This is a genomic window from Vibrio celticus, from assembly GCF_024347335.1.
Classification (GTDB): Bacteria; Pseudomonadota; Gammaproteobacteria; order Enterobacterales; family Vibrionaceae; genus Vibrio; species Vibrio celticus.
Map to the genome: position 1 here is coordinate 628,859 of NZ_AP025464.1, position 23,654 is coordinate 652,512.

Annotated in this window: 14 protein-coding genes, 2 tRNA genes and 2 pseudogenes; 9 read left to right on the forward strand and 9 right to left on the reverse strand. The window is 41.0% G+C overall.

The features are described 5' to 3' along the window. Positions 1-39 precede the first annotated feature (39 nt). From OCV19_RS18840 to OCV19_RS18860, 5 genes are all read right to left on the reverse strand, one after another. Positions 40-113 (reverse strand) — tRNA-Cys (locus OCV19_RS18840). A 64-nt stretch (positions 114-177) separates the two neighbouring features. Next, positions 178-264 (reverse strand) — tRNA-Leu (locus tag OCV19_RS18845). Positions 265-631: 367 nt separating this feature from the next. Beyond that, entirely contained in the window at positions 632-2,593 is a 1,962-nt protein-coding gene (locus OCV19_RS18850; protein ID WP_065677090.1) for a DUF3732 domain-containing protein, read from the reverse strand. Continuing rightward, positions 2,590-3,072 carry a three component ABC system middle component gene (locus tag OCV19_RS18855; protein ID WP_065677091.1) on the reverse strand — a complete coding sequence of 161 codons (483 nt, stop codon included), beginning with the start codon at positions 3,070-3,072 and terminating at the stop codon, positions 2,590-2,592. The genes OCV19_RS18850 and OCV19_RS18855 overlap by 4 nt, the downstream gene beginning before the upstream one ends. A gap of 3 nt (positions 3,073-3,075) precedes the next feature. Beyond that, on the reverse strand, positions 3,076-4,338 hold the full coding sequence (locus OCV19_RS18860; protein WP_065677092.1) for an ABC-three component system protein: 1,263 nt from the start codon (positions 4,336-4,338) through the stop codon (positions 3,076-3,078). 611 nt (positions 4,339-4,949) lie between these two features. Between OCV19_RS18860 and OCV19_RS18865 the strand changes: the two are divergent. The 8 genes and pseudogenes from OCV19_RS18865 (at position 4,950) to OCV19_RS18900 (ending at position 19,667) form a co-directional block, all read left to right on the forward strand. Continuing rightward, positions 4,950-6,220 (forward strand): annotated as a pseudogene (locus tag OCV19_RS18865) (IS4 family transposase). A gap of 302 nt (positions 6,221-6,522) precedes the next feature. Next, a pseudogene (locus OCV19_RS18870) lies at positions 6,523-7,283 on the forward strand (IS5 family transposase). Between the two features lie 558 nt (positions 7,284-7,841). Continuing rightward, positions 7,842-8,396 carry a hypothetical protein gene (locus tag OCV19_RS18875; protein ID WP_065677659.1) on the forward strand — a complete coding sequence of 185 codons (555 nt, stop codon included), beginning with the start codon at positions 7,842-7,844 and terminating at the stop codon, positions 8,394-8,396. A 39-nt stretch (positions 8,397-8,435) separates the two neighbouring features. Continuing rightward, positions 8,436-8,690 carry a hypothetical protein gene (locus tag OCV19_RS18880; protein ID WP_065677658.1) on the forward strand — a complete coding sequence of 85 codons (255 nt, stop codon included), beginning with the start codon at positions 8,436-8,438 and terminating at the stop codon, positions 8,688-8,690. Positions 8,691-8,817: 127 nt separating this feature from the next. After that, the gene (locus OCV19_RS18885; RefSeq protein ID WP_132968478.1) at positions 8,818-9,441 is read left to right on the forward strand and encodes a hypothetical protein; all 624 of its coding nucleotides are present in this window, start codon (positions 8,818-8,820) and stop codon (positions 9,439-9,441) included. Positions 9,442-9,917: 476 nt separating this feature from the next. Further along, the gene (locus OCV19_RS18890; RefSeq protein ID WP_261875731.1) at positions 9,918-11,255 is read left to right on the forward strand and encodes a helix-turn-helix domain-containing protein; all 1,338 of its coding nucleotides are present in this window, start codon (positions 9,918-9,920) and stop codon (positions 11,253-11,255) included. A gap of 65 nt (positions 11,256-11,320) precedes the next feature. Beyond that, positions 11,321-13,351, forward strand: coding sequence for a DNA polymerase (locus OCV19_RS18895; protein WP_065677660.1), 2,031 nt, complete (start codon positions 11,321-11,323; stop codon positions 13,349-13,351). Positions 13,352-13,937: 586 nt separating this feature from the next. After that, positions 13,938-19,667 (forward strand): ATP-binding protein, encoded by a 5,730-nt coding sequence (locus tag OCV19_RS18900; protein WP_139093589.1) that lies wholly within the window; start codon positions 13,938-13,940, stop codon positions 19,665-19,667. Positions 19,668-20,008: 341 nt separating this feature from the next. On the opposite strand, the gene OCV19_RS18905 is transcribed toward OCV19_RS18900, so the two are convergent. The 3 genes from OCV19_RS18905 to OCV19_RS18915 form a co-directional block, all read right to left on the reverse strand. Next, on the reverse strand, positions 20,009-20,272 hold the full coding sequence (locus OCV19_RS18905) for a hypothetical protein (RefSeq protein ID WP_065677654.1): 264 nt from the start codon (positions 20,270-20,272) through the stop codon (positions 20,009-20,011). Positions 20,273-20,479: 207 nt separating this feature from the next. Then, entirely contained in the window at positions 20,480-20,674 is a 195-nt protein-coding gene (locus tag OCV19_RS18910) for a hypothetical protein (RefSeq protein WP_010434944.1), read from the reverse strand. Positions 20,675-20,976: 302 nt separating this feature from the next. Next, positions 20,977-21,234, reverse strand: a complete 258-nt coding sequence (locus OCV19_RS18915) for a hypothetical protein (RefSeq protein WP_065677653.1) — start codon at positions 21,232-21,234, stop codon at positions 20,977-20,979. Between the two features lie 267 nt (positions 21,235-21,501). Here OCV19_RS18915 and OCV19_RS18920 point away from each other — a divergent pair, with 267 nt between their 5' ends. Beyond that, entirely contained in the window at positions 21,502-22,383 is an 882-nt protein-coding gene (locus OCV19_RS18920; protein WP_065677652.1) for a helix-turn-helix transcriptional regulator, read from the forward strand. Positions 22,384-23,155: 772 nt separating this feature from the next. On the opposite strand, the gene OCV19_RS18925 is transcribed toward OCV19_RS18920, so the two are convergent. Then, entirely contained in the window at positions 23,156-23,608 is a 453-nt protein-coding gene (locus OCV19_RS18925) for a DUF2787 family protein (protein WP_065677651.1), read from the reverse strand. Positions 23,609-23,654: the final 46 nt, after the last annotated feature.

A 23,654-nucleotide genomic window follows, 5' to 3' on the forward strand; every position in this document is an offset into this window, starting at 1 on the left:
AAAGGCCAGCATTTCTGCTGGCCTTTCAACGTTGAATAGTGGAGGCGCCTCCCGGAGTCGAACCGAGGTCCACGGATTTGCAATCCGCTGCATAGCCACTCTGCCAAGGCGCCTTCAATAGTGTTTTAAGAGAACAACTCTTTTGAACATTACCCAAAAAGGTAATAATCAAATAGATGGTGCCCCGGGCCGGACTTGAACCGGCACAACGCGAACGTCGAGGGATTTTAAATCCCTTGTGTCTACCAATTCCACCACCAGGGCACGCAATTCTTTATTGCGATGCCGATTACTGAAAAGTAAAACACCATCTTAATGTCGACATGAATCAACATTACAAAATTCTTTATCTCTAGAACTGTGTTGTCCTGAGAACGAGGCGTACTTTAACTGATTAAGATAATGAGTCAATAAAAAAATTTATTTATTGGATTCAATTGGTTAAAAACCGTTCCAACGTTTGTTTTTCGACCTAAAATCGAGAGAGAATTATACACAACAATTAAGCACAGGATAAACTGGCAATGAGCAGCGCACAAAGAATGCAGCACAGGATGTTTATTCGATTAACATGAAAATGAAGCGGACAGAATATTCTATCCAATGTCCGCTTCGAAACTTTGTACATAAATTAAGACACAGGCCACTCTTCTGGAATTAACTTTTCTGTCCCAACCTTATGCCATCGATATTTAACCGCATTTTTATATCTTTTATCATCAGAAAAATACGCATGCTCCAAGACTAGAACTTGTAGTCCACTACGACGTTCAACTTCATCAAATAGAAAGTCAAAATATTGTTTTAGGGCTAAGGTATCTTCATCCATTTGTGTATTACTCACGCCTACTTTTAACTCAACTTCAGACTCATTACCTTCTTTCATTGAGAAGTATGGGCGACTAACTTGGTCAATTACAACAAAATTAGGAACTGGTCTCTTAGCTTCTTTAAGATATCTTTGCATTCCAAATATTAACGATAAATGTATAGTGAGATAGTTTTCATCAGATCCTACATCATCAAACTGATACTCTCTCCCAGCTTCATTATCGTAAAGAACCACGCTAGGCTTCTTTGAGAAAAACTGTATTTTGCTTGTATCACAAGGAATTCCTCTCGGTAAATCTTTCATAACCTCCGATGCATAATTAGATATTGTATTTTCAATTATACTTAATCTTTGCATCTTCCTCTCAATATTAAACCTTTCCTCTAGCTCTTCTTTTTCTTCTATATACGCATTGAGCCTTGTTGAATCAAATGAAGAGTTGAAATCATGCGAATCCAAAAAATATGAAATCCTACCCGAAATCCTTGCTGCTCTCTGTGAAAGGTTATTAAATCTTTTCGCTTCCTCTGACTCAGCAATTAATGATTTTATATTGTTATCTAAATTCACTATTTCTCGCGTATTTAATTCAATTTCTTCGTCGATACTACGAATTAGGTTATCGACATTAGGTTTATGTTTTGATACAACTTTTCTTTCAAACTCTAACGACTTAAATGAACCATTAATTTTTTCAACAACTTCGTTAACTTCTGCAATATTAGAGTCACAGATAGGACATACATGAACATCATAACAGTTATAAAGGTCTAAGGATTTTAATTTTTTAGTTTGACTTTCTACTGTTGACTTAAATGATGACGATTCACTTCCAATATTTAACGCCGACTTCCTTTTTCTCTTCAATCGACTGATCTCAGAATGAATACAAGACTTATCTTTAATTAAACTATTGATTTCATCTTCATTTGGTATATTAACTTTTTTGAAATCCCATTTGGAAACATTTAGTAACCTTTCAATCAAAGCGTCTGCCTCTACAGGAAGCTCTTGATTCTCGTATATACCAACTTGACGTGACTCCCTAAGTAAGGAATGGCATTTATTAATAAAATCCAAGTTCGACTTATTTAAGTTTTCTTTTCGCTTCACCTCAGCTTCAATCATTTTTTCCAGTTGCTTTAGCCTGCGCTCCGCCGCTATTTCATCTTCCTTTTGAGCCCCAAGGAAGAACGGCATTGCACCTACAATCATTGGTGCAGCTCGAGAATCATCCAGTCCATGCATTAGAATCGTATCACTATCCACTACGTTTTTAGTGAGATACATGTACGGAGTCGCTTGACGTATAGATATTCTATTTCTGTCTGCTATCGAACTATCGCCACCTTGGTAAGCATTGCCGATTCCAAATAGCTTCTCAATAGCTAAGCGTGCCTGCTCTAAACTGGCCCTTCCTTTTAAGTCTTCGATTTTTCCCGGTACGTTAACACAAGCACCATATTCAACGAACATTTTAGTGGACGTCTTTGCACTTTTCTTAGGAATAGCCCTAGAAACAATCAGATCTACGTCTCCATTTGTCCATTTCGTAAGTACAAATGAAGTTCTATCTTTAATAAATGAAGGAATTCTACAAGATGAGGAACCCAAACAATAATCAATTACTCTAATTATTGCTGTTTTACCAGTATTAGAGTCGCCAGTTATTATATTTACTTCTCCTAATGAGAAGTTTAAGTCACGCGTTTTACCATCAAGGCTATAAAATCTAATACTTTCTAAATTCCAACTTTTCATATTTCCAGCCCTAGATGATTATATATTGTACTTGTAGAATCAACTTGACCTAGCCATTGGCCAAATCTATATGATTTAGTTATTATTCTGCCCAACTCGCTACTCGTCGACACCTTTTTTGGAGGTATAATATTTTCACCATCAGAGATCAATCTTCCAAAAGAATTTATTCCTATAATCTTTTTTGCAGCTCCGAATTTAATTGCACTCTTAGTAATTATTTTTGTATTTGATATTAAGTCAGCCAACTCAATAATAATATTAGGATTTCTATCAACCCAAGTAAAAAAACCAGTATCTACACGCGTATTCTTGAAAGATGTATCGTAATTACTTGACATCGAAATAGGTAGTGCTAGAAACGCTAATGGAAATTCGACACCTTGCGAAGACTCACTTTGAAAACCTTGAATATAGCCATGTAATATTAACGCACAATATGCAGGATTGGTTTCCACAAAAACATCATCATAGATCAAAATTTAGTCCTCATCAGTAATACGTTCCATATAGTCAGGATGCCATCCTACTGATTTCTTCGCAGATAATATTTGGTAACTGCCTCGCACCAAATCAGGGTTTGTCCAACCATACCGGATAGGTGGAACTTCATTATGAGCTTCAAAGTGAGACCACTTTAGCAGCTTTTTACCAACTTCAACCTTCTGAGCTTCTTGTTCTATATCTTCTGTCACTTCTTCGAAAAGATCTTTCCATTCGCTTACCAATCTCGAATCATATTGCGTTATCTTGGTTGCCAACGATAACCTTCGTTCAATCCATTGTCTTCTTTGGTTTCTAGCCTTCATTTCAGTTACTGCTGATCTTCTTTTCTGGCTATCAGTCGCGTTAATCAAGTCAAGTTGCTTTTCGAGCATCGGCGTCAAATTAGGCTCAGGAAAGATATCATTAAGAATATCAGAGTCATCTGTAAGCCCATCATCAATTAAAATAGCAGCCTTTTCTGCGATAAACTGTTTTAGTTCTTCCGCATATATAGCTCTAGCTCTTTCCCCAGTGAGACTTTCAATTACTTCTCTATCCCACCAAGACAATATTAATTTTGCTAGTTCCATTCTAATATATTCCGGATATAATTTACTTATAACCTTTTCAACTTCTTTTCTACCTTCATGTATCTGAAAAGCGCCTTTTTTATGAGTTATATTATTAACAAGTTTAACTTGATCAGGATTTGACATATCTAAAAAAGACTTACAGCCTTTGTATTTATTTTCATAGGGTAACGAATTTGGTTTTTGACTATTTTTTATTCGTTGTTTGTTATCTAGCTCCACTTCCTTCCTGGCATCTATAACTTTTTTGGCCTCTTTCCGCATCTCTTCAACTAAAATACTTCTATCACTTGACGTATCAGAAAGAACCTTAAGTGGCGAGTCCTCTTTAATATCAGCAACCGTCACTAACACAAACAAACCTTGGGATAAGGAATGTTTACTAATGAAATCAACCCAAACATTAATTGTTGACCAAAATTCTCGACTGGCTACACTTATTTTCTTTTCAGCATCAATAGAATGTTTAAGCTGATGGAGCTCTTTACTAGCACCATCACACAATTCAACATCATCCCATGTCTCCACTGAGACAAAAGCTTTGTCATTTGTTGAATCAAATAAGAGAGTAAGGGCATAAACACTCTGGTAGTAATAACCTAAAGCGGGGCCAGTTGCAGAATGCACATTACTGCCGGAGGAACTCTCCCCGTGTAAGTCTTCTTCCATACCTATTTCCTAAGCATAATAAAACGTCCGTCGACAACTTAGCCTCGAACGGGTTCAAAGTAGAAGTACGTGCAATGATCCAGCAACGTGCTCTCACCGAAACTATGAACAACAGGGTATTATGAAGATGTACGAACATCAACAACACTCATCTTAATATATCAGAATATGTTGTCATGGACCCGCGCACCAAAGCTCAAAACTCTGTTTTTAGTCTTATTTTTGAGCTATGGACGAAGTGAACGATATTTCTGGCCATTAGACCTTATCTATCCTTAGTAGAGGCTCGGCAACCTTAAATGCCCCAAAGATCAATAGCATTTTCCGCGCATTCTCCATGCTCTAGTTATAGCTTGCGGGTCGTTTACACCGAATTAGCTATGGAATGGCTCTTGACCTTATTCTGCGAAAATTTCTATATGATTTAATCAGCAACGTTGTTTTCTGTCTGGTTTTAATCATGTTTTGTAAGTCAATTTTTTGGCCATTATTTAGGTGGACATCATAGACAGGATCTTAAGCTCTAAGCTATTTATTTAGATAGAAAAAAGGCTTCATTTATGATCAGATAATCGTCGCCAAACAAACCACCCATATCAACCGTGAAGCCGATGACGATTATCTCCCTACAAAAGCAGTTTAAGCAATTCTTTAATGCTGATAGCCTTCAAAAAATGGCGAAAAGTACAGGACTTATGAAGCGATGTCGGGCTATCTTACCCGACCAGCTAGTAGTAAGCCTAGTGGCCGCTTTGAGCAAAGGAAACTGCTCATCTATTGCCGATTTACTAAGGCAATTCAATGGGATGTGCTTAAGCGCTAAAGATACTGTGGCTTATAAGCCCTACCATAACCAGTTAAGAAAAGAAGAATTTCCGATATTCATGCGCCAATTGGCCATGCGAGCGATAGCTCAGTTTGCTCGCCAGCAGAGTGCCAACCTACCAGATAAACTCGCCACCTTTGATGATGTGCTGCTTCAAGATGGTAGCTCTTTCCACATTCATCGTGACCTTTCGAACGTTTACCCGAGCCGATTTAAACGCAATCCAGCCGCAGTTGAATGCCATATGACAATGTCTTTAAAAAAGCTTTTCTCCAGTCGCAATGAGCATCAGCGCTGATACAGCATCAGAAAGAGACTTTTTGCCCGCCCCCAAAACAATGAGTAACAAATTGTTGTTGGCTGACGCAGGGTACCCTGACTTCCAATTCTTTACTGAGCTTGAACTGTATGGTGGTTTCTATATTTTTTCGAGGAGCAAAGTCCCTGAATCCTCATGTTATAGAAGCGAGAAACGGTCAGGGCCGGCATTTATCTAAACTAGAAGGAAAGAAGCTCAAAGACATCACTCGAGGTACTAATCGCTCACAGGTACTCGACCTTAAAGTTCGTAGTGGTAAGCAAGAATTTAGAGTGGTAAGACGTTGGTTTGCAGAAGAAAAGCGATTCTGTATTTGGTTAACTAACTTGCCTTCAGGTACCTATACTGCTGATGACATAATGGCGATCTACCGCTGTCGATGGCAGGTGGAGTTGCTTTTTAAAGAATTAAAATCTCACACAAACTGGCAACGATTTGTCACCGCACAAAAGGCCATCGTTGATGGGCTTATCTGGGCCAGTTTACTCTCGCTGATCATCAGGCGCAGTACTGCGCTTCAGATAATGCCATCGGTCTCGCTGTTTAAGGCGGCAAAAAATGTGGATGTGTGGCTGTTGCCCATATTTGAATGTATCAGCCACAAGGCATGGTCAGAAATAGGCAATAAACTGGAATGGGCCTCTAGCTATATATTTAAGAACGCACAAAAGTCCGCCCAGAGGAAGTCAAAGAAAAACATCACGTTAGACGGGATTTATGCTGGTCTTAATGCTTAAGGTTCAGTCTATGAGGTGGACATAAATCCTTTCTATAACTTTTATTTAGGTTTTTCGTCCAGTTTACGTTGCTCGATATTTACGACACTGGTGACTGGTGTATATCCATTAGATTTTATGTTCCAATCCAAATCTAACTCCTGACTCATGCCAGATTAGCTCTGTAGTGCTATCTGCCGTTGGGGCTTTTATCGGCTTCATTATGAAACAACAATTCTAGGCCGGCTTTGTTGCTTAAGTCGATGGAACTTAATCTAGAAGCTACGATTTGTGCGGCTATCCCTATCAATCGTCGCAACCTCATGTCTAAACCTCGTTACAAAACAACCAACTGGAAGCAGTGTAATCAAGCCTTAATAAGCCGTGGTTCTCTGACCTTTTAGATTGACGCGGAAGCGATTTCCGAGTGGAAACAAGGCAAACGGGTTAGACCACGCCGATTCAGCGACATATCCTTAATTACCACACTAATGGCGAAACGAGTTTTCTCTATGCAATTGTTGCTACAGGTCTCAAGGTTTATTGCGAAGGTGAATGGAAGGTCAAAAAGCATGATACTGGGGGGAAGCGTAGAGTCTGGCGTAAACTGCATATCGCAGTAGATACAAGCACCCACGAAATAGTCGCAGCAGAGCTGAGTTTATCTAACGTAACTGATACCGAAGTGCTCCCCAACTTACTCAAACAGACACGTCGCAAAATCATTGAGATATCAGGTGATGGCGCTTATGACACAAGAAATTGCTTTGATGCCATACGGATAAAGCGAGCGGTTCCGCTTATCCCGCCACGAGAAGGAGCTGCATTCTGGGAGCTAGGGCACCCTCGCAATTTAGCAGTAGGTTGTCAGAAGCTCTACGGCTCCAACAAGAAATGGAAAAAGCGTTATGGTTATCACAAGCGTTCGCTCTCTGAAACAGCCATGTATCGCGTGAAGCAGTTGCTAGGTGGGAGGTTAAGCCTGAGAAACTTCAATGCTCAAGTTGGCGAAACCTACGCCATGATTAAAGCGCTGAACAAGCTTACAGGTCTTGGTATGCCTGAAACTCAGTGTATTGTTTAATAATCACTCAATCTCGGCTATTTGATTTTCTGTCCGAATTACGCAACAAAGCCCATAGAAACCCTACCCCGAATCACTCCGAAATTCACCAGCAAAATCACATCACCTGATTATCCGCATGAGTTTACTGACGTCGACGGCGGCGCCACTAAAACAAAAAATCCGGCATCGATGACCAAAGCCACCAATGCCGGTCGTATTGACTTGGTTAAATATTAGGCTCATATAAAACAATGAGATAAAGCTCTAAGCCGGATTTAGTAGTATCGATCGGTAACACCACAACTAAAAAACCAGACTTTCATCACAAAAGTAAAAGTTCACTCGCTCTCAGAACGTCTTTAAACAAGCGGATAAACTCAATTTTCCTTTCAAAAAGCGTCTACCCTCGCGAGAACCATTCTGAGGGGCTATCAACCATGTTTAAAAAAAATCAAGAACAAATTTCCTGCCATTTATACGCACTTTTCAAAATCAATTTTATAGGGCAAATTTATGTTCATCAGGAAAACTTAACTCCTGATTTAATTGAATAAATCATACTATCGGAATTAAAGAATGAATACTAAATTAACAACATTAACTAACTCTGTTTCACCATCTAACGTCGCTCACTACGTTAAGCTGGCGTACAACTTGGTGTTCGCTCCATCAAAATTACCTGCTGACATCGATAACATTATTGATTCAGAAGAGTGCTATAACGGCGAATGCGATTACTCAAACGGATCCACAGCAATCACCATCGCTCAAAACCATTACTTGAGCGAAATTGGTGATCCCATTGAACATATTTTTGAAATGAAAGAATGGATTGGTTCCCATGCAGAAGCCATCAACGATGCAGATATTGAAGTAACTACAAATGTTGTGTTTCCCAATCTGGAAAGAGCTTCGTTCAGTTGTATTCACAATAAAAGCAACCTAAAAGGGCTACCTCAGTCCATCTACGATGCAATGGCATATGTGATCGAGCATATTGAAATGACTAAGGTTGAAATACTCGAACTTTTTTCTGCTGCCACCCATTCACTGGCTATCGACTGCTTTTACTCAATTGATGATTTTGACTTTAATGTCAAATCCGCACTTGAGCACGACCTAAACAAATAACTGATTCAATATATCAATAAAACCCAAGGAAAAAATCTCATGCCATTTAGTACTCAAGCTCTACTCATCACTTACACAAACAAAGCCAAACGACACACCTGCAAAGGTCAGAAAGTCCGAATGGAAGAATTTGTCGAATCCGCAATCGAAGTACAGGCGCAAGTTGGCCGTATAGACAACCTAGACGCCATCACTCGTGAGTTTGAACAACGCTTAACTATTAAGTCGAATTGGGGATATAAGCTGGCTGCTGAGCAACTATCCGAAGCCATTAAAACCGTCGAAAAACACTAACCCTTTAGCAACACCACTTTTTTACTTTGATTTTTGACTAGCCGAGCCTCTCGGTGACGGCCTTCTTATACCTCAAATTCGGCAGCCAATATATTGGCTGCCGAATCAAGAATAAATTTTGGAGCACATGATGAACTACTCAAACAACACACATACTTCGGCAAACTACGAAACACATGGCCGCAACTCTATGGTGAATTTCAACGATTTTCCTAACGGCGATTCAAGTAACCAACCTAACTTTGCACCTCTGGCACTTCAGGCTGTTGATTTAAAGAATTCGTCCGCAGAGCTGACCTTCTTTACGCCTATGGCAGAGAAAGTCTACTTTCACTACATGAATGGCTTCGGGTTCCTTCAGTGCAGTGGATCCGATTGTCTGATGTGCCGCGCTCAAATTAAATTAGATAGCCGCTACCTATTTCCCGTCTACGATCACATTGAGGGAGAGGTGAAGGTGTTGGCTGTTCCACCATCCGAAAAGCCAAAATCCTTGTTTCCGCAGATCAAGCCTTACGTCACCAAGGGCGGTCAACTCGTGTCAATTGAGAAAAATGGCTTCAACTATGATGTTCATGCGACTGCCCTCCCCGAGTACGCCACTATCGATGAAGATAAAATTACCGCGTTTTCCGACTCATTCGATTCTGGCGAAATACGCTTGTCTGATATCTACCGTATTTTGACCGACGACGAACTGCGAGATATCCCAGAGATCGAGAGACGCCTACGTTTCAAAGGTGTGGCTTGATTATGGTTAATCCAGTCATCATCAGCGGGGCCGAAAGCCTCGCTGAATTTCGTTTTAATAATAGTGCTCAGGCTATGCTTGAGATGCTGACGCGACACCACTACGTGCTCAACGACTGGATGGTAGGCGTTGGTAAGTCGTACCAACTGGATAAGTTGACCACTTTGGCGTTGGAGTCGAAAACATATGATTGCGTCATTGTCTCGGCGCCGACTCGAAGAATTCTTGAAGAAAGAAAGCCCCTTCAAAGCCCTCCAGCCGATGTTAAAGTTGTCAATATACAACCCCGTCCCAGCAAGTTGTGTGGTGAAACTCGCGATCTGAGCTGGAAAGGCTACGAATGTAGAAACTTAGGTCTACTGGGCAAAAAGCACATTTGCGCCCTTTGTCCAAATAAAGATAAGTGTTTTTGGCCCGACCAATACGGCAAGAATTTGAATGGGGCGAAAATTGTATATGCAGCTCAATCCCACTTCGTGCGTAACCCCTACTTCATCCAACACATCGTAACGATGGCGAAAGCAAACAATGCTTTAGTCATTTTCGATGAAGCCAATGTGAGCATAAACCATTACAGTCGATGCATATCGCCCATATCGATTGAACAAACCCTAGAAGCCGTGCAAGAGAGTCATCTATCAGACTATGTAAAAGGCACTCTAACGCACTACCTAGAATGTTTACGACAGGCCTCGACGGAGGAACTGCGCGATATTTCTGCGTGGCGCTGCCCTGCAATTTTTCCAGATCAGATCACTCAAATCACCAGTATTGGCGATCGCATATTTGGCGATCGTTTCATCAATATTCTGTATGACATTCAAAGCTTCGGAGTGTCTGAGGTAGAATCACGCGAAAAATTAGCGGATGGTTCAATTCACTTTCCTGCGCCGCCAGTCAATGCGGGATACGACACAGTGCTATACAGCGGCACCACCTACCCGGACATACTCAAACTTAAGCTCGGGATGGATTTTTATAGCCCTTACTCTCACATTGAGTTCCGAGGGGAATCGACGATTTGGCACAATATCGCGTCCTCAATTGGGACTGCGACAAACTTTAAGAAAAACTCACCACAAATCCTAGATACCTTCGCCCAATTGACGCTCCAACGAGTGAGAGAAGGAAAACGCGTATTGTTGGTCTCTAAACAGAAACACGTCGACCACTGCGTTTCCTTGTTCAATCAATTTCTGGCAGAGGAAGGGGTTCAGGATATTCGTGTGGTTCCCGCAAGCGCTTACGCAGAGTGTGACGATATGACCTTAGTCCCCATGATCCATTACGGGGTCATCGGTATTAATCAATTCGAGGAGTTCGATTGCTGCTACTGCCTAAACAGCTATTACGTAACCCAAGACATACTTAACAACGCGATTCAGGATCTACGAGCCGAGGATGAGCGAATAGACGTGGCGATTGCAACCACTGACAACCCTCGACGGCGTTATGGCGTCATCACAGATCAAAAGTATCGGTACTCTGATGTCGCTAAAGTCGTAAACCCAATGCTGCAAACATTAGAAATGGGTGTCGTCATCCAAGCCATTGGACGTGTTCGCCCATTTACAAAATCGCGTGAAATCATCACGTTTCAAAATAACGATGCACCAAAGTCGGGTTACGACCATGAGTACACCAATCTAGATCAACTGCGAAAACACTTCTGTTTAAAAAGCAAGCAAGCCCGAACGTCGGCAAGCCTGTCAGAGCAGATCAATCAGATGATAGCCGACGGGATTAAGCAGCAAGAGATTGCTTCAACTCTTGGGATCAGCACTCGAACCGTTCGACGCCATAAGACCGGATAACCAACACTAACTCAGCAAGGAAGGCATTGTCAGAAATGCTTTCCTTACAACTTAAAGGTCATGCAATGGAATTATTACCTGGAACCCAAGCGCATCTAAAAAAGAGAACAAACCCACCATCGAGTGCCTTGATTCTGCCTCAAGATACGTCACATACCATCGGGAAAACTCAGTTCATTCAGCATGAAGCCGAGCTCGAACAATTGATTGATCTGGCATACCAATTAACTCTATCCGCTGTCAGTCTCAGCTTTCAATTCACTTACTCGACTCCGGTAGTCACGCTACCGAACGGCAATGACAGATATGATATTTCGTCCATGACTCCACGCTTACTCAGCATGACGCTGATGGAGAACACAAGTAACTCACTAGCGCTGCACTCGTTCGTCATTGACGTTGCGACTCCCTCGATTAGTCCAAAACTACAAAGCCTTTTCGATCTGCCTGTGACCTACGTAACCCACGACGCCAAATCTGACCTGCACTGTATTTGGTCATTGGGCCTACACGAGCCCAGATATTGGTGGGATACCTGCATTGCAGAAAAAGCCAGATATCTTGGTCAACACAATAACGCTAAGCCCGCACAAGGTATTTCAACGGTCGAAAAGATACAAGCCCAAAAAACATTGGCTGAACAGAACATGGTGTTTTATGGCTTAGCGGAGACAGCTCAACGTTACAATGTACAAAACGGCCTCGCTTCCAGCGTGAAGTTACAGATGGGCTCTGAGCAAGACCACCAGTCTTTTTCTGCCTTCCAGATTGAACGGACGTCGCAGCTCAGCATCACGGTGGCAAAACTGTATCTACCACAAAGCCAATCCTGCCTCATCTTTGGTATCCACCAACACCTTATCAGTATTGAGATGCCTTGGATCGTGACTAACGCCGCTATCGAGTGGAACGGCTTTAAAGTATGCAGAGATAAGTGCAGTCAAATTCTCGAAGCGTGCGAGCGTAAATTTAATCTATACAGTCAAGAGCTCGCACAACTAGGGATGACAAACCCCAATAGCCAGCATCAAAAACAAGCGCTTTTTGCTTCACTCGGATTACTACATCACTTCAAAGATGGTGACGACTATAATTTTAAACGTGAAATGCTAAGCAAAAACTATGCTTTGCACCCTGCTGTGGCATTCTTGGCCAAATATACGCATATCGATTCTGTCTACAAAGACGTCATTTTACAGCCCGGTATTGTCGGTAGTGACGGACGCGTTCACCCAGAACAAAAACAGCTTACGGCTGCGACAGGCCGACAGGCTACCGTTGCGCCGAATATCTTAGGTCTTCCTGCTGTCCTTCGTCCGTTAGTGGTTGCACAAGACGGTTACGCGATTGGAGAAGTCGATCTGGCACAGATTGAGGTGGCGATTGCTGCTGGCGTGTATGGCGACTCAAACTTAGTCAAGATGTACAACCAAGGCGACCTATACACAGCCATGGCACAAGAGTTCTTCAGCGAAGAGTTAGAATCAGAATACCGCAGCTGCGATTCGTCGGCCTTCAAAGAGAAACATCCAGAGAAACGAGCCATCATGAAGCAATGTACACTTGGCCTAATTTACGGTATCACCAGCTTCGGAATAGCGAAAAAACTCAATATCAGTGTCAACAAGGCCACGGAGCTGATGGATAAGTTTCTATCGATGTTTCCCGAACTGCAAAAAGCCATTAAGAGAATGCCCCGGTATGGCACTCTGCGAGGGCATGTCAGCACTGCAACGGGATTGCACCGATACCGCCAATTGGATGCTAAGCGCGGCCACACTGAGAAAAATTGGATGGTAAACATGCCAGTACAAGGTACAGCAGCAGCCTTGTTCAAAGCAGCCGGAAATCGACTTCATCAGTTATATAAAGGTTACAACGCCAAATTGATCGTTGCGATGCACGATGCCTTTGTTTTCGAAGTACCTAAAGAACACTTAAATGTAGTCAGTGAGTTAACAGCGCAGATCATGACCCAAGTGGTTCAGGAAATGTACCCACAGTTGAAGATAAGGTCTGATATCAACATAAGCCAACCAGACTGTTGGACCAAAGATGGTGATCCGAACACACTTGATGTGTGGCTAGCCAAATGACCAGAACTGGACGCAAAGCCTAATAAGTTTGAATTTAGGTTTTGTGGCCGACTCTTTTGGTTCTCAATCGTGACTGGTAGGTAAATCGATACTTAGTTGATTGGATAGTCAACTTTACTAGTGATCACATTTAGTGGTATCAAAGCTCTAGCTCACTTATACCCCAATATCGTTTAGTGCAAAAAAAATTAGTCCATCATATCAACTCGAGTGAGACTTACTTCAACTAACCCAAAGATCTTAAAACTATTGTCTGCTGAATATAAACCGTGAGCTTACGACTTATTAATGCATAGATTTTTTAAGTAAAATCTCCTTACTTGGTATTGCGACCTGATAATACGCATCAGAACACACAATTATCGTTCTTGCTATTTACGCTTAGGAGTGGTTTTTGTTATTTTAGTCAGTGACTTAAAGTGGTCAATAGTGCGGAGGCTGAAGTGGTTTTCGCTAAATTACTCCCGTATTTGTAATGATCAGACATGACTACCCAATACTAATCGTGACCTTATAAGAATGGTTGCCCTTGGAAGAGGTAATCCTTGTCATTTTTTAGAAAGTATATACATAAAGGATCTCTCTCTTGACAAGACTTTCAGGAATAAAGCCATCTCAGTTGACACGAGTTGGATATACGTATCAAGATCTTATGTGTATTCGTATGCTGATAAATTGGTATCACGAGCCAGAAAAATACCAATGGATGAGTATTGAGGATAACCAAGGGCTAGGTGGTGTAAAAAGCCTAGATGATGTTATTTGTTTTACAGCTAGTGGTGAGTATGAGCTTTATCAAGTCAAATTCACAATCGATTCAACTCGTGAAGACCTAAGGCTTGATTTTGATTGGCTATTAAAGAAAAAGCCGAAGGGTACTTCTTTAATAGAGAAATGGTCTGCTGATCTTGAAAGGTTCGGCGATTCAAATGTGATATCGATAGCCAAGCTCATTACGAATAGGAAGCCCGACACTGTTCTATCCAATTGTCTTCATGAAAACAAGATCGATTACAACTTAGTTCCAGACGAAGTAAAGTCTAGAGTATCTACCCAGCTTGGCGACGAACGAAAAGCCATAACATTCTTCGAAAACCTAATTTTTGAGCACAGCCAACACGAAATCGAAGATTTAGAATTCAAGCTTCAGGACTCACTAGTTCCCGATCATGCAAATAATGAAAGTTGGCTTCAGCTATTAAAAACGGTTGAGCGTTGGGCAACTCGAAAAAACGAGCCATCCCCAGACGGGAGAATTTGCCTCGAGCATATTCACGAGATCTTATCCCTTGGTTCAAAAAGGACTATATCTCAGTTTTTTGAGGTACCGGGAGGCTACATACCACCTTTAGAAGAATTCCATAGCGAAATACTAGAAAGAACCACCAAGCCTGGCTGCTCGGTTATCTCAGGTCTTCCAGGCATGGGGAAGAGTACATATCTTTCTTTCTTGACCGACCAACTTATAGAGAAGAAGACACCAGTTATAAGGCATCATTATTATTTGTCTCCACATTTTATAGGAGACAGGATTGCCTTCAATAACGCAGCACAATCCCTACAAAGCCAGATAAAGAGCCTATACCCATCTGATTTTTCTCAGGATGAACTCGATCCAGAGAAATTAGACATGTGGATTCGCAAGGCTGCTGACATGGCGACTGAAAGTAATGAAATACTTGTCGTCATCATTGATGGGCTAGACCATGTTTATCGTGAAAGATCAGATATCAGTCAACTTGAACATCTAGTTAATCGAATTGATCCACTCAAAGAAAAAATTTGCTTACTCTATGGTACACAACCAATAAGTGACGAATATTTACCTAATTCGTTATTACGATCAGCGCCAAGAGATAAGTCATGGCTCGATATTCCAGCTATGGGACTAGCTGCTATTAAGGATAGAGTAGACTTCTTGGTCTCAATTGAAGAAATAAATGTTGTTGGTGTGGATGAGCACAGAAGGCAAGAAGTCGTAGAAATATCACAGGCATTGCTAGACATTTCAAAAGGATATCCCCTCCATATTATTTATTCTCTGAACAGCATGAAGTTGGCTAGAAATAAAATCAATAAATATGACGTGGAAAGGCTTCCAACCTGCCCTGATGGGGATATACACGCATACTATGAGAATTTGTGGGTTTCACTATCTGAAAGTGCGAAAGAAATTCTCCTTCTTATTGTGAATGCTGACTTTTCATGGCCGGATAAAACGCATTTGGAATTTTGTTTTGATGACAGTCTTATTTTTAGGAATAGCTTTTCTGAAATTCAACACCTCATTGAAAATAGACTTAGCGGAATAACGCCATTTCATAACAGCTTGTTTGTTTATCTAAAGCGAAAAGATGCTTTTTCCAAATCAAAAGAAAGGCTAAATAAGAAATCAAAAACCTGGATCGACCGACATGCCCCCGAATACTGGAAATGGGGTTGGGATTGGATAATTCAAGCAAATTTAGGGAATGCTACTCCTCTACTACAAGGGATCACCAAAGAATGGCTCGTCCGGTCACTCTGCAAAGCATATCCATTAGAGCATATAGAACACATAGTCGGTGTTGCTGAAAGTATAGCCTTCGAACAATCACTATATTCTGAGCTATTAAGACTTCGGACTTTGAAAATGAGATTGCTTAATGGTCCTGAATTTCAGATACAGGACTTTAGTCAATTTTTGGACTGTTCACTTAACTGTTCATCAGATACTTTCGGGCTTCTTTGGAGAGCCGATAATCTGAGGATTATTCCTGATAATGAAATAGTAATCGTTGCTAAGCATTTACAAGGAAAAAATGAAAGAATCGTCAAAGATTGTGAAAGAGAAATTTATCGCAGGATACAATTTTATGCTCGACTGGAGGACTCTAATCACTATCAGACATTAAACAGTCTTGTTGATGACTATTTACAAGTCTTGATGAGTTATGAGAATCCTGATTTAGAGGTCATCAATGAATTTTATGAAAGACTTACTGATAAGTCATCGTCCTTCACTAGGATCGTAGAACTTCTTATCCAATATGGGCATAGACATTTACTACTAGATTTATCTGTCTTTGATATACCAAAGAGTATTTCCTCAAAAATAATTGATGAAATTGTTTTAGCAGCTTGCATTGAAGGTGTATCGTTAACAGAAGCATTCCCAAACCTTCGTATTTCCAATTCCAGCCTAGGACTACTCCATTTATTACTAAATGGGAAAGATGTTGAATCTGATGAACTCCCGCAATTAGAGTGTCCAGAGGAATATGAAGGTGCTACTTATAATCTTTTCTATCAGTACTTCTTCAATACTCTTGCTCACAGGTTTAGTAACTCGGTCGTGATTGAGGAACCGCATTTGGTCGAACCGAACAGTATCGAAGAGTTTATTAAAAATGCGTGGGTCACTTTTCAATATGCATCGACCACTATCGCTGAAAAACTTAAGGCAGGGGATAAATTCGAAGTATCGGATCTATACAATTGTTTCGTCATTCTTGCACTACCAGATCAATACCGGATGGGTTATAAGTTAACGTCCATATTATTCAATATAAGGAAATCTCTAGCTAAGATATCCTTACATCTAAGCATTATCTGTGACTCGGTTGACGAGCTTACTATGTTCAATGAAAGCGACTTTTCAATGATTACAGAAAGCCTCTGGTGGAGTTCGCATGTATTTTTCGATGTTTCAGCTCAAAATTCTATTATTAGCTTTCCTAAAGGTATTACATCTCAAGCATTTCACAAGCTCTTTGATGCCGAGATTCTCCGCAGAGAGGACACTGCCACACTAGCAAATGACAGCCTTGCAATAGGAATTTTGGCAAGCAAGTACGGACTTCACGATGAAGCTAGCCTATTTCTCAAACGTGCCGCTTTGAATATGGTCGGGTATGGCCATAGAAAAGACATTACCCTACATGAAGTTTTTGAAGCCATTGACGAGTGCTCGAACTCGAACTGTCCTCAAGTACCAGGTTGGTTGAGGCGCGTAGCAACATTTACAACAGATGTTTTTGATTTTTCAGAACGAGAAATAGGGCATATTCCAAATTGGTTCACAAAATTATTAGCAAAACACAACCCAGAACGTCTGGTTGATGAATTTGACTATCATTTGTCAGAAGAAAATTGGCATCGAACAGATGTTATTCTTGAGAACATAATCAAGACATTTCCACTGTCTACACAATCAGAGCATTCATTTCTACGTTGTATGACCACAGTTGATTCACTCAGAGCATTAAAAGAAAGGGCTGAGGGAAACGCAACACTAGACACAATTTATCAAGAGCAATACAAAATTCTTGGTGGTATTCCCCCACTTCTTAGAGAACTAAATTCGACAGAACATGAAGAAACATCTGAATTCTCTGACGTTAAGACTATCCAGCCGAACAACCTGGATGAATTTAGGTCTACTTTACACTCCATATCATACAAGGTTCGCAAGAAATTTGTCATAGATTGGATAACGTACTGGAAAGAGCAAGGTCAGGGGGCCATTATTCTCAATTCGTTTAACGAATATTATGAACAAGAAAAATCAGACTATGAGCTTGATAGGTGTCTACATGAAATATTTCTATTGAGTAAAGATATTAATGGCAAGACAAAAGCATATACATGGGCCGTTAGGGATATAAAACTAAACAATAGCTGGAATCGGTATTCTCACTCCCAATCAGAAGAATCATTAAGAGAATATGGCTCAACATATAAGAACAAATGGGAAAATATTTTACGAGATACAATGCCGGCAGGCTCATCGAAGGTACAAAGAGACGAGGCAATAATTGTTCCCTCTACTCAACTTGTGACTTATTTAGTTGCCGCAGGCCAATTGGATCTTGCTGCTGAAATTACAGAAGCCATGGTTAGTGGTCTTGAGGGAGATATTGCACATCTTCCACTAAATGAACTGTATTGGTATAAGCAACCTATTGAAAAAAGACTTGCACCCTTACATCTAATATATCTTCATTATAAATGGCCTGACCGCTATGCTAGACTCCAAACTGCAAAGCAAATCTCAATGCTCTTGCAAGACGATGCTAATACTGAGTTTCGTTCGCTATATATCCAATACCTATCAAAACAGCAGTACGAAGTTGATATCGTAGATTACTTGTCAATTCTCTTACTTATTGAAAAATCTCCCTTTCACAAAGAAGAGATAGTTCAAAACATACGTTTCCCTTCTATTATATCGGATGAACTGATATCAAAGCTGGGCTATATGGATGCAGGAAGAGATGATTTAACACCTTTATATTCTGAGTTTTTGGAAGGTCTAATTCCAAATAGAGCAAAGTATGAAAGATATGCCAATGGCCTTGCATTGAGGTACATAATGACTATCGAAGAGTTGGAAAAAGAACATAAAGCACCGCTAGTTAAGCATTTCCTTCTTGAATGGGAACAAATTCAGGAAAGGCACTTTTGTCCTGTTTTCAACCCCCATAATTTCTGTGGTGATCAGTTTTCCTCTCGAGATAAAATTAGCTGTAGTTTTTCATGGACTGCAGAGTCATCAATATTATCTGCGTATACTAGGACGTTGGCTTACGCTATCGATCAATACTCTATTCCAGTAGATATGGCTTTGATGCATGCTGAAGAAGTATTACCCTTTGGTTCCATTGCAATAAATCTCTCACCTTCAGATTCGCCTAAGCTCTGGCCTAGGTTAGATGATTTAAAGAAGGATGATCTTTTACCTGGTCAAAGTGAACTTGAGCAATACCTTTCCCAGATAGCCAACTCTGACGAAATATTATTACATGCCAATGGTCCTGTTCTCAGAAACTATACCGGTGTTTGTATTGATCTGAGGGTAATCTTAGTCTCTCTACATGAGATCGAAATGGTCGACCCTCATTACATATTCGATTCAATTAATAGTGCAAGGAATACTAAAGAAGGTATTTTTCCTTTAGCCAAGTGGACTTGGCCGTCTTCTTTTGGGCGGTGGGAAATTGATTGGCTATCTAGGGGTTATTTCCGTCCTACTTATTGTGTTGGAGATTTACCAATAAGCTCAGTAACCCAGAATGAATCCAGCGTAGAATATTTTGGCGGTACGGTAAGTAATGGTGTCTGGAGGTATTGGGTAGAACACTGGTATCCAGCGCATCGAATAGAAGTTGGTAGCTCATTGGGAACTTACATGACTGTATCTAAGGACTTTTTTTCAAAGTTCAAAGAGCACACTAACAGTAATTATTATTTAGTTGCTGAAATGACTTGTGTTGACCGTCGTGAATTCATGCGTGATGAGGACTCTATTGTAACTTTCGCCATACAGCCTATTTAGGAAATCATGTTCGTAATAGTTACATTGAACAATATGGTGAAAAAGGTAAAGTTCACTATTACCATATTAATAGCGGAAAAGTTAATGTAGAACCTACGCTTAGGAGTTCCATTACGGAAATTCAGGCTGAGCGCTAACATACGTTTAAGGTTTCAAGATACTTTTCTAATTTGAACTAAGTACTTTAGACCAAAATACCTAAAACGTTTGTGTCAAAAACAATTCAGTATCCGTAAACACAAGTAAAAAGCGGACTCGAAACCTAAAAATATATCTACTTAGGCTTTGTGTCCGCTTTTGGCGCAGATAGAGATAAGATCTCGATACGCCACATGTGGTTTTTATCTCTCGCCAACCTTGTGGAACCAACGTTTGATATAAGTCTTGAATTGCCTGCGGCCAAAGGAGTCGTAACCTCCTTTCTTGGCTAGATCATTGCGGAAGCAAGACCGAACGTAGTTACGTAGATAAGCTCTGCCTTTCATCGGAGCATACCTTTCCTCGTATTGATAAATACTGTCTTCCAGCACAGCCAAATATGCACTCATATTGCCGTTCTTAAGTTCACTTGTGTTGTGTTCGATAATATTATTGAAGTTTTCCATGACCTTATCCTTAATGATTAATTAAAAGTAATCCCTGTACAGCGAAGTGCTATCTAACAGGGTTATTACTTTGTTAAGAGTCACGGACAAAACTTGAAATACCGTAAGAGGCTTTTAGTTACCCCCGCAGTCTGCACCACTTGACCATATGGTTTGTTCTTGTCGATATAAAAAAACAGAAACATGCGTCCCTGCTTTATTGATTAACTAGTCCTCCAGTACCTCATCAATCAAAATTCCTGCTGAAAATCCGCAGATTGTCCCAATTAACATTCCATATGGCCCACCAAATCGAAGGCCTATAGCACCACCAAGCTGAGCAGCTTTAAATCCTAATTCTTTCCTACTTTTAGATAGAGTCTCTGATCCTTTTTGTGGTTCAGAATAGTTGTCTTTATCCACGTACTTACTCCTTTTCTGTAGATATGATACGAAAAGGGCCATGCTCAATGAAGAACATGACCCCTTAGATTTTTACCAATACAGCTTTAGTGAGAGTGACCGCACACCTGACAGCTACCATCATCATATGCACGCTCACCACATGCAGGACAGGTTTTAACTAGTGTTGTTATTGATTTAATCGCCATGTAAAGGTTCCTTCTTGTTGGTTTATTAGGGTGTTGCAGAGCTCATTGATACCTCAGCCTAGAGAGTTCCAATTTCGAAACTGAGATATCGTGAGCCAAGCTCCGCAACAAAACTTATTGTGCTTTACCTTTCGGGGTATCTGGGCTGCATTGAGTCACATCAGTGACATGACCATTCATTGTTCCACAGGCATCGGCATACCACTCAATACGTTGGCCAGACTGAGAGTAAACTTGTTTACCTGCTTTCCCATTCCAGGATTTTTCTATCTTCGAAATGTCAGCCGGATTACCGCCGAGCGTACCGCCAGCGAATGATGATGTGGTAACGAATAGACACGATAGACCTAGCAGGATGATTGATTTTTTCATTGTGTTGTTTCCTTGAATACGTCATGACGCCATCGGTAAAGGCACCGAAAGCGAGAATGGTTAATAGTTTAAAGAGGGTGATCGACAGGTAATGTCGAGACGAGTGAATCAATTTCACTCAAGTTACATATGCCTTGTCAGACATACGCTTTGGCGACCAATAAAAGCTATAGCAATATCAGTAACCTTATGAAGTTTCGCTAGAAATAATCGGATTCTCTCAAAGCACGACATGCCCTGACGAGTGGTCTATCTAAAATGCGTAGCATGAAAGAACACGACACCCTAGCGAAAAGACTTGGTATTATTTTGACCCGTTTGAATACGGGAGAACGGCTATGTCTGGAAGAATTGAGGCGAGAGTTCGGTGTGAGTGAAAGAACCCTGCAGCGGGATTTCAATGAGCGATTAAATTACCTCCCTATTCAACGCGAAGGTGCATGTTATTTTCTTGATCCAAAAGTCTTGGGTAAGCAGACTAGCCACGAAATATCAACATTACTTGCCAACATGGGACTAGACACCCTGTTTTCGGGCAAGCACTACCTGAGTAACGGAGTGCTTAACAACAAATCGACGCCGCCGTTTCTATTCAAGAACCCACGGATTGAAGACATCAGCGAAAACGCTTCTATGTTCCAGAAACTTATCGAATCGGTTCAACTACGGCACGTAATCAGCTTTGTCTGCGATGGACAGGCCTATGATCAGTTCCACCCATACCGGTTGGTGAACGATAGAGGACTCTGGTATCTCGCCGGAGCACACAGAAACCGCCTAGATTTACTCAGAGTTGCCAGAATTTCCGAGTTAGTCCGATATGAGGACAAATACTCTCCCGATACTAACGTCGAGCAGATCATCACTGGTTGGCGATCAGATGTTGAGTCAATAACTCCTGTCGACGTGGTTATACAGATTCGAGGACGCATTGCCGATGCCTTCTTCAATGAAAGCACCGACCATGATTTTCGAGTGTTGAAAGTACTGAATTCCGGAGACGTATTAGCCTGTAACCAAACCAATAACATTCCACACTTGCTTCGTCAGCTAAAGGCGTGGCTTCCTGATGCAGAGGTATTGTCACCCGACTGGTTACGGTACCAGTTGAAGCAAGAACTTCAGATCTACCTGAACACCGTCATGTAAAAGCCACAGTTCCTAGTCAATCACCGTCTAAATCTTGGTGTTGGCTGGCATCTCCGTCGTAGACATCCCGCTACATAATCAAGCCGCGAGTTACCCAACTCCTCGGCCCTAGCCTTGAACATTCCAGTATGAACCATTTTCTTGTCTTTCCATGCTCCGCATGCAAAGCCCTTGACTTGATGGAATCGTAGACTGATACCGAATAAGGGAAAACTTAAAACGTTGCCATTTTTTAGTACATCCTAATAAACTAATAAATAACCCGCTAGGGGCCGAATTGTTAATAATATATAGCTATTGAAATTACAGATTCAATCACCTCTGGCTATCGTTAGAGTGCATCACGTTTAACGAAAGTTGTCCGTTTGGCGATCCATTACCCTTCCTCATTGCCAGTAATGGTAATGGGGCCGGAATAGCCGATTACTAATCCGTCCCCCATCAACCGGCCAGTTCACCTTATAACAATGTGATTTAGGCTCCGTGGCCGCTTTGACCTTCCACAAACACAACGCACCTGTTTTCAGCCCTTACTTTTACATGTAGCCATGAGTCGAACGCTAACTTTCTCGGGAATTTTCCCTGACAGTTCCAACTACTGATTTGACACAAGGTCATTCAGATCTCCTCCTTTGGCTTTGAAGTTCAAGGATTTTCTAATCCCTTGGCTTAGTAACCTGTAATGAAAAGGCAAAAGCCATCACACCTTGTTTTCACTGGTATGATGGCTTGTCCAATTCACAGACCAGAACAACGTGAAAATTTCTCCTGTTCATTTCTTGTCCCGGTCTGGTACTTGGTTCCAGTCAACAGTTAGCTTAACGTCATCGTAAGCTTCCATTTCTACATAACTGATAAAGTTAGCCTGGTAGGTGTTAAAGAAGTCTTGAACATCTGGCCTGCTTAGTGGCACTTCCCCCATGAACCGTATAAAGGCAACACCGTGAATCACATCGAAATCAACTTCTTTCTCAAGTTCGGAGTAAAGGCCAGCATAGGAAAAGTCCGTCAGGTAAGACAGATACCAGCAGTCACCTTTCTTTTCGAAACGTAACTCGATTGGGTGGAATCCTCCATCTTCAGTGGAATATAAACTATCACTGTAATTAAGCGTAATTGCGGTAACATCATCGCTAATTTGATGTTCACCGACTTCATCATTGATTAGTTGTTTAAAAGCGTCAGACACAGGTATCCCTAGCTTTTCGCCATAGGTCAGTTTCATAATAATTGCTCTTTGATTTTACGTGTACTGCACTCTTGGTTTGTGC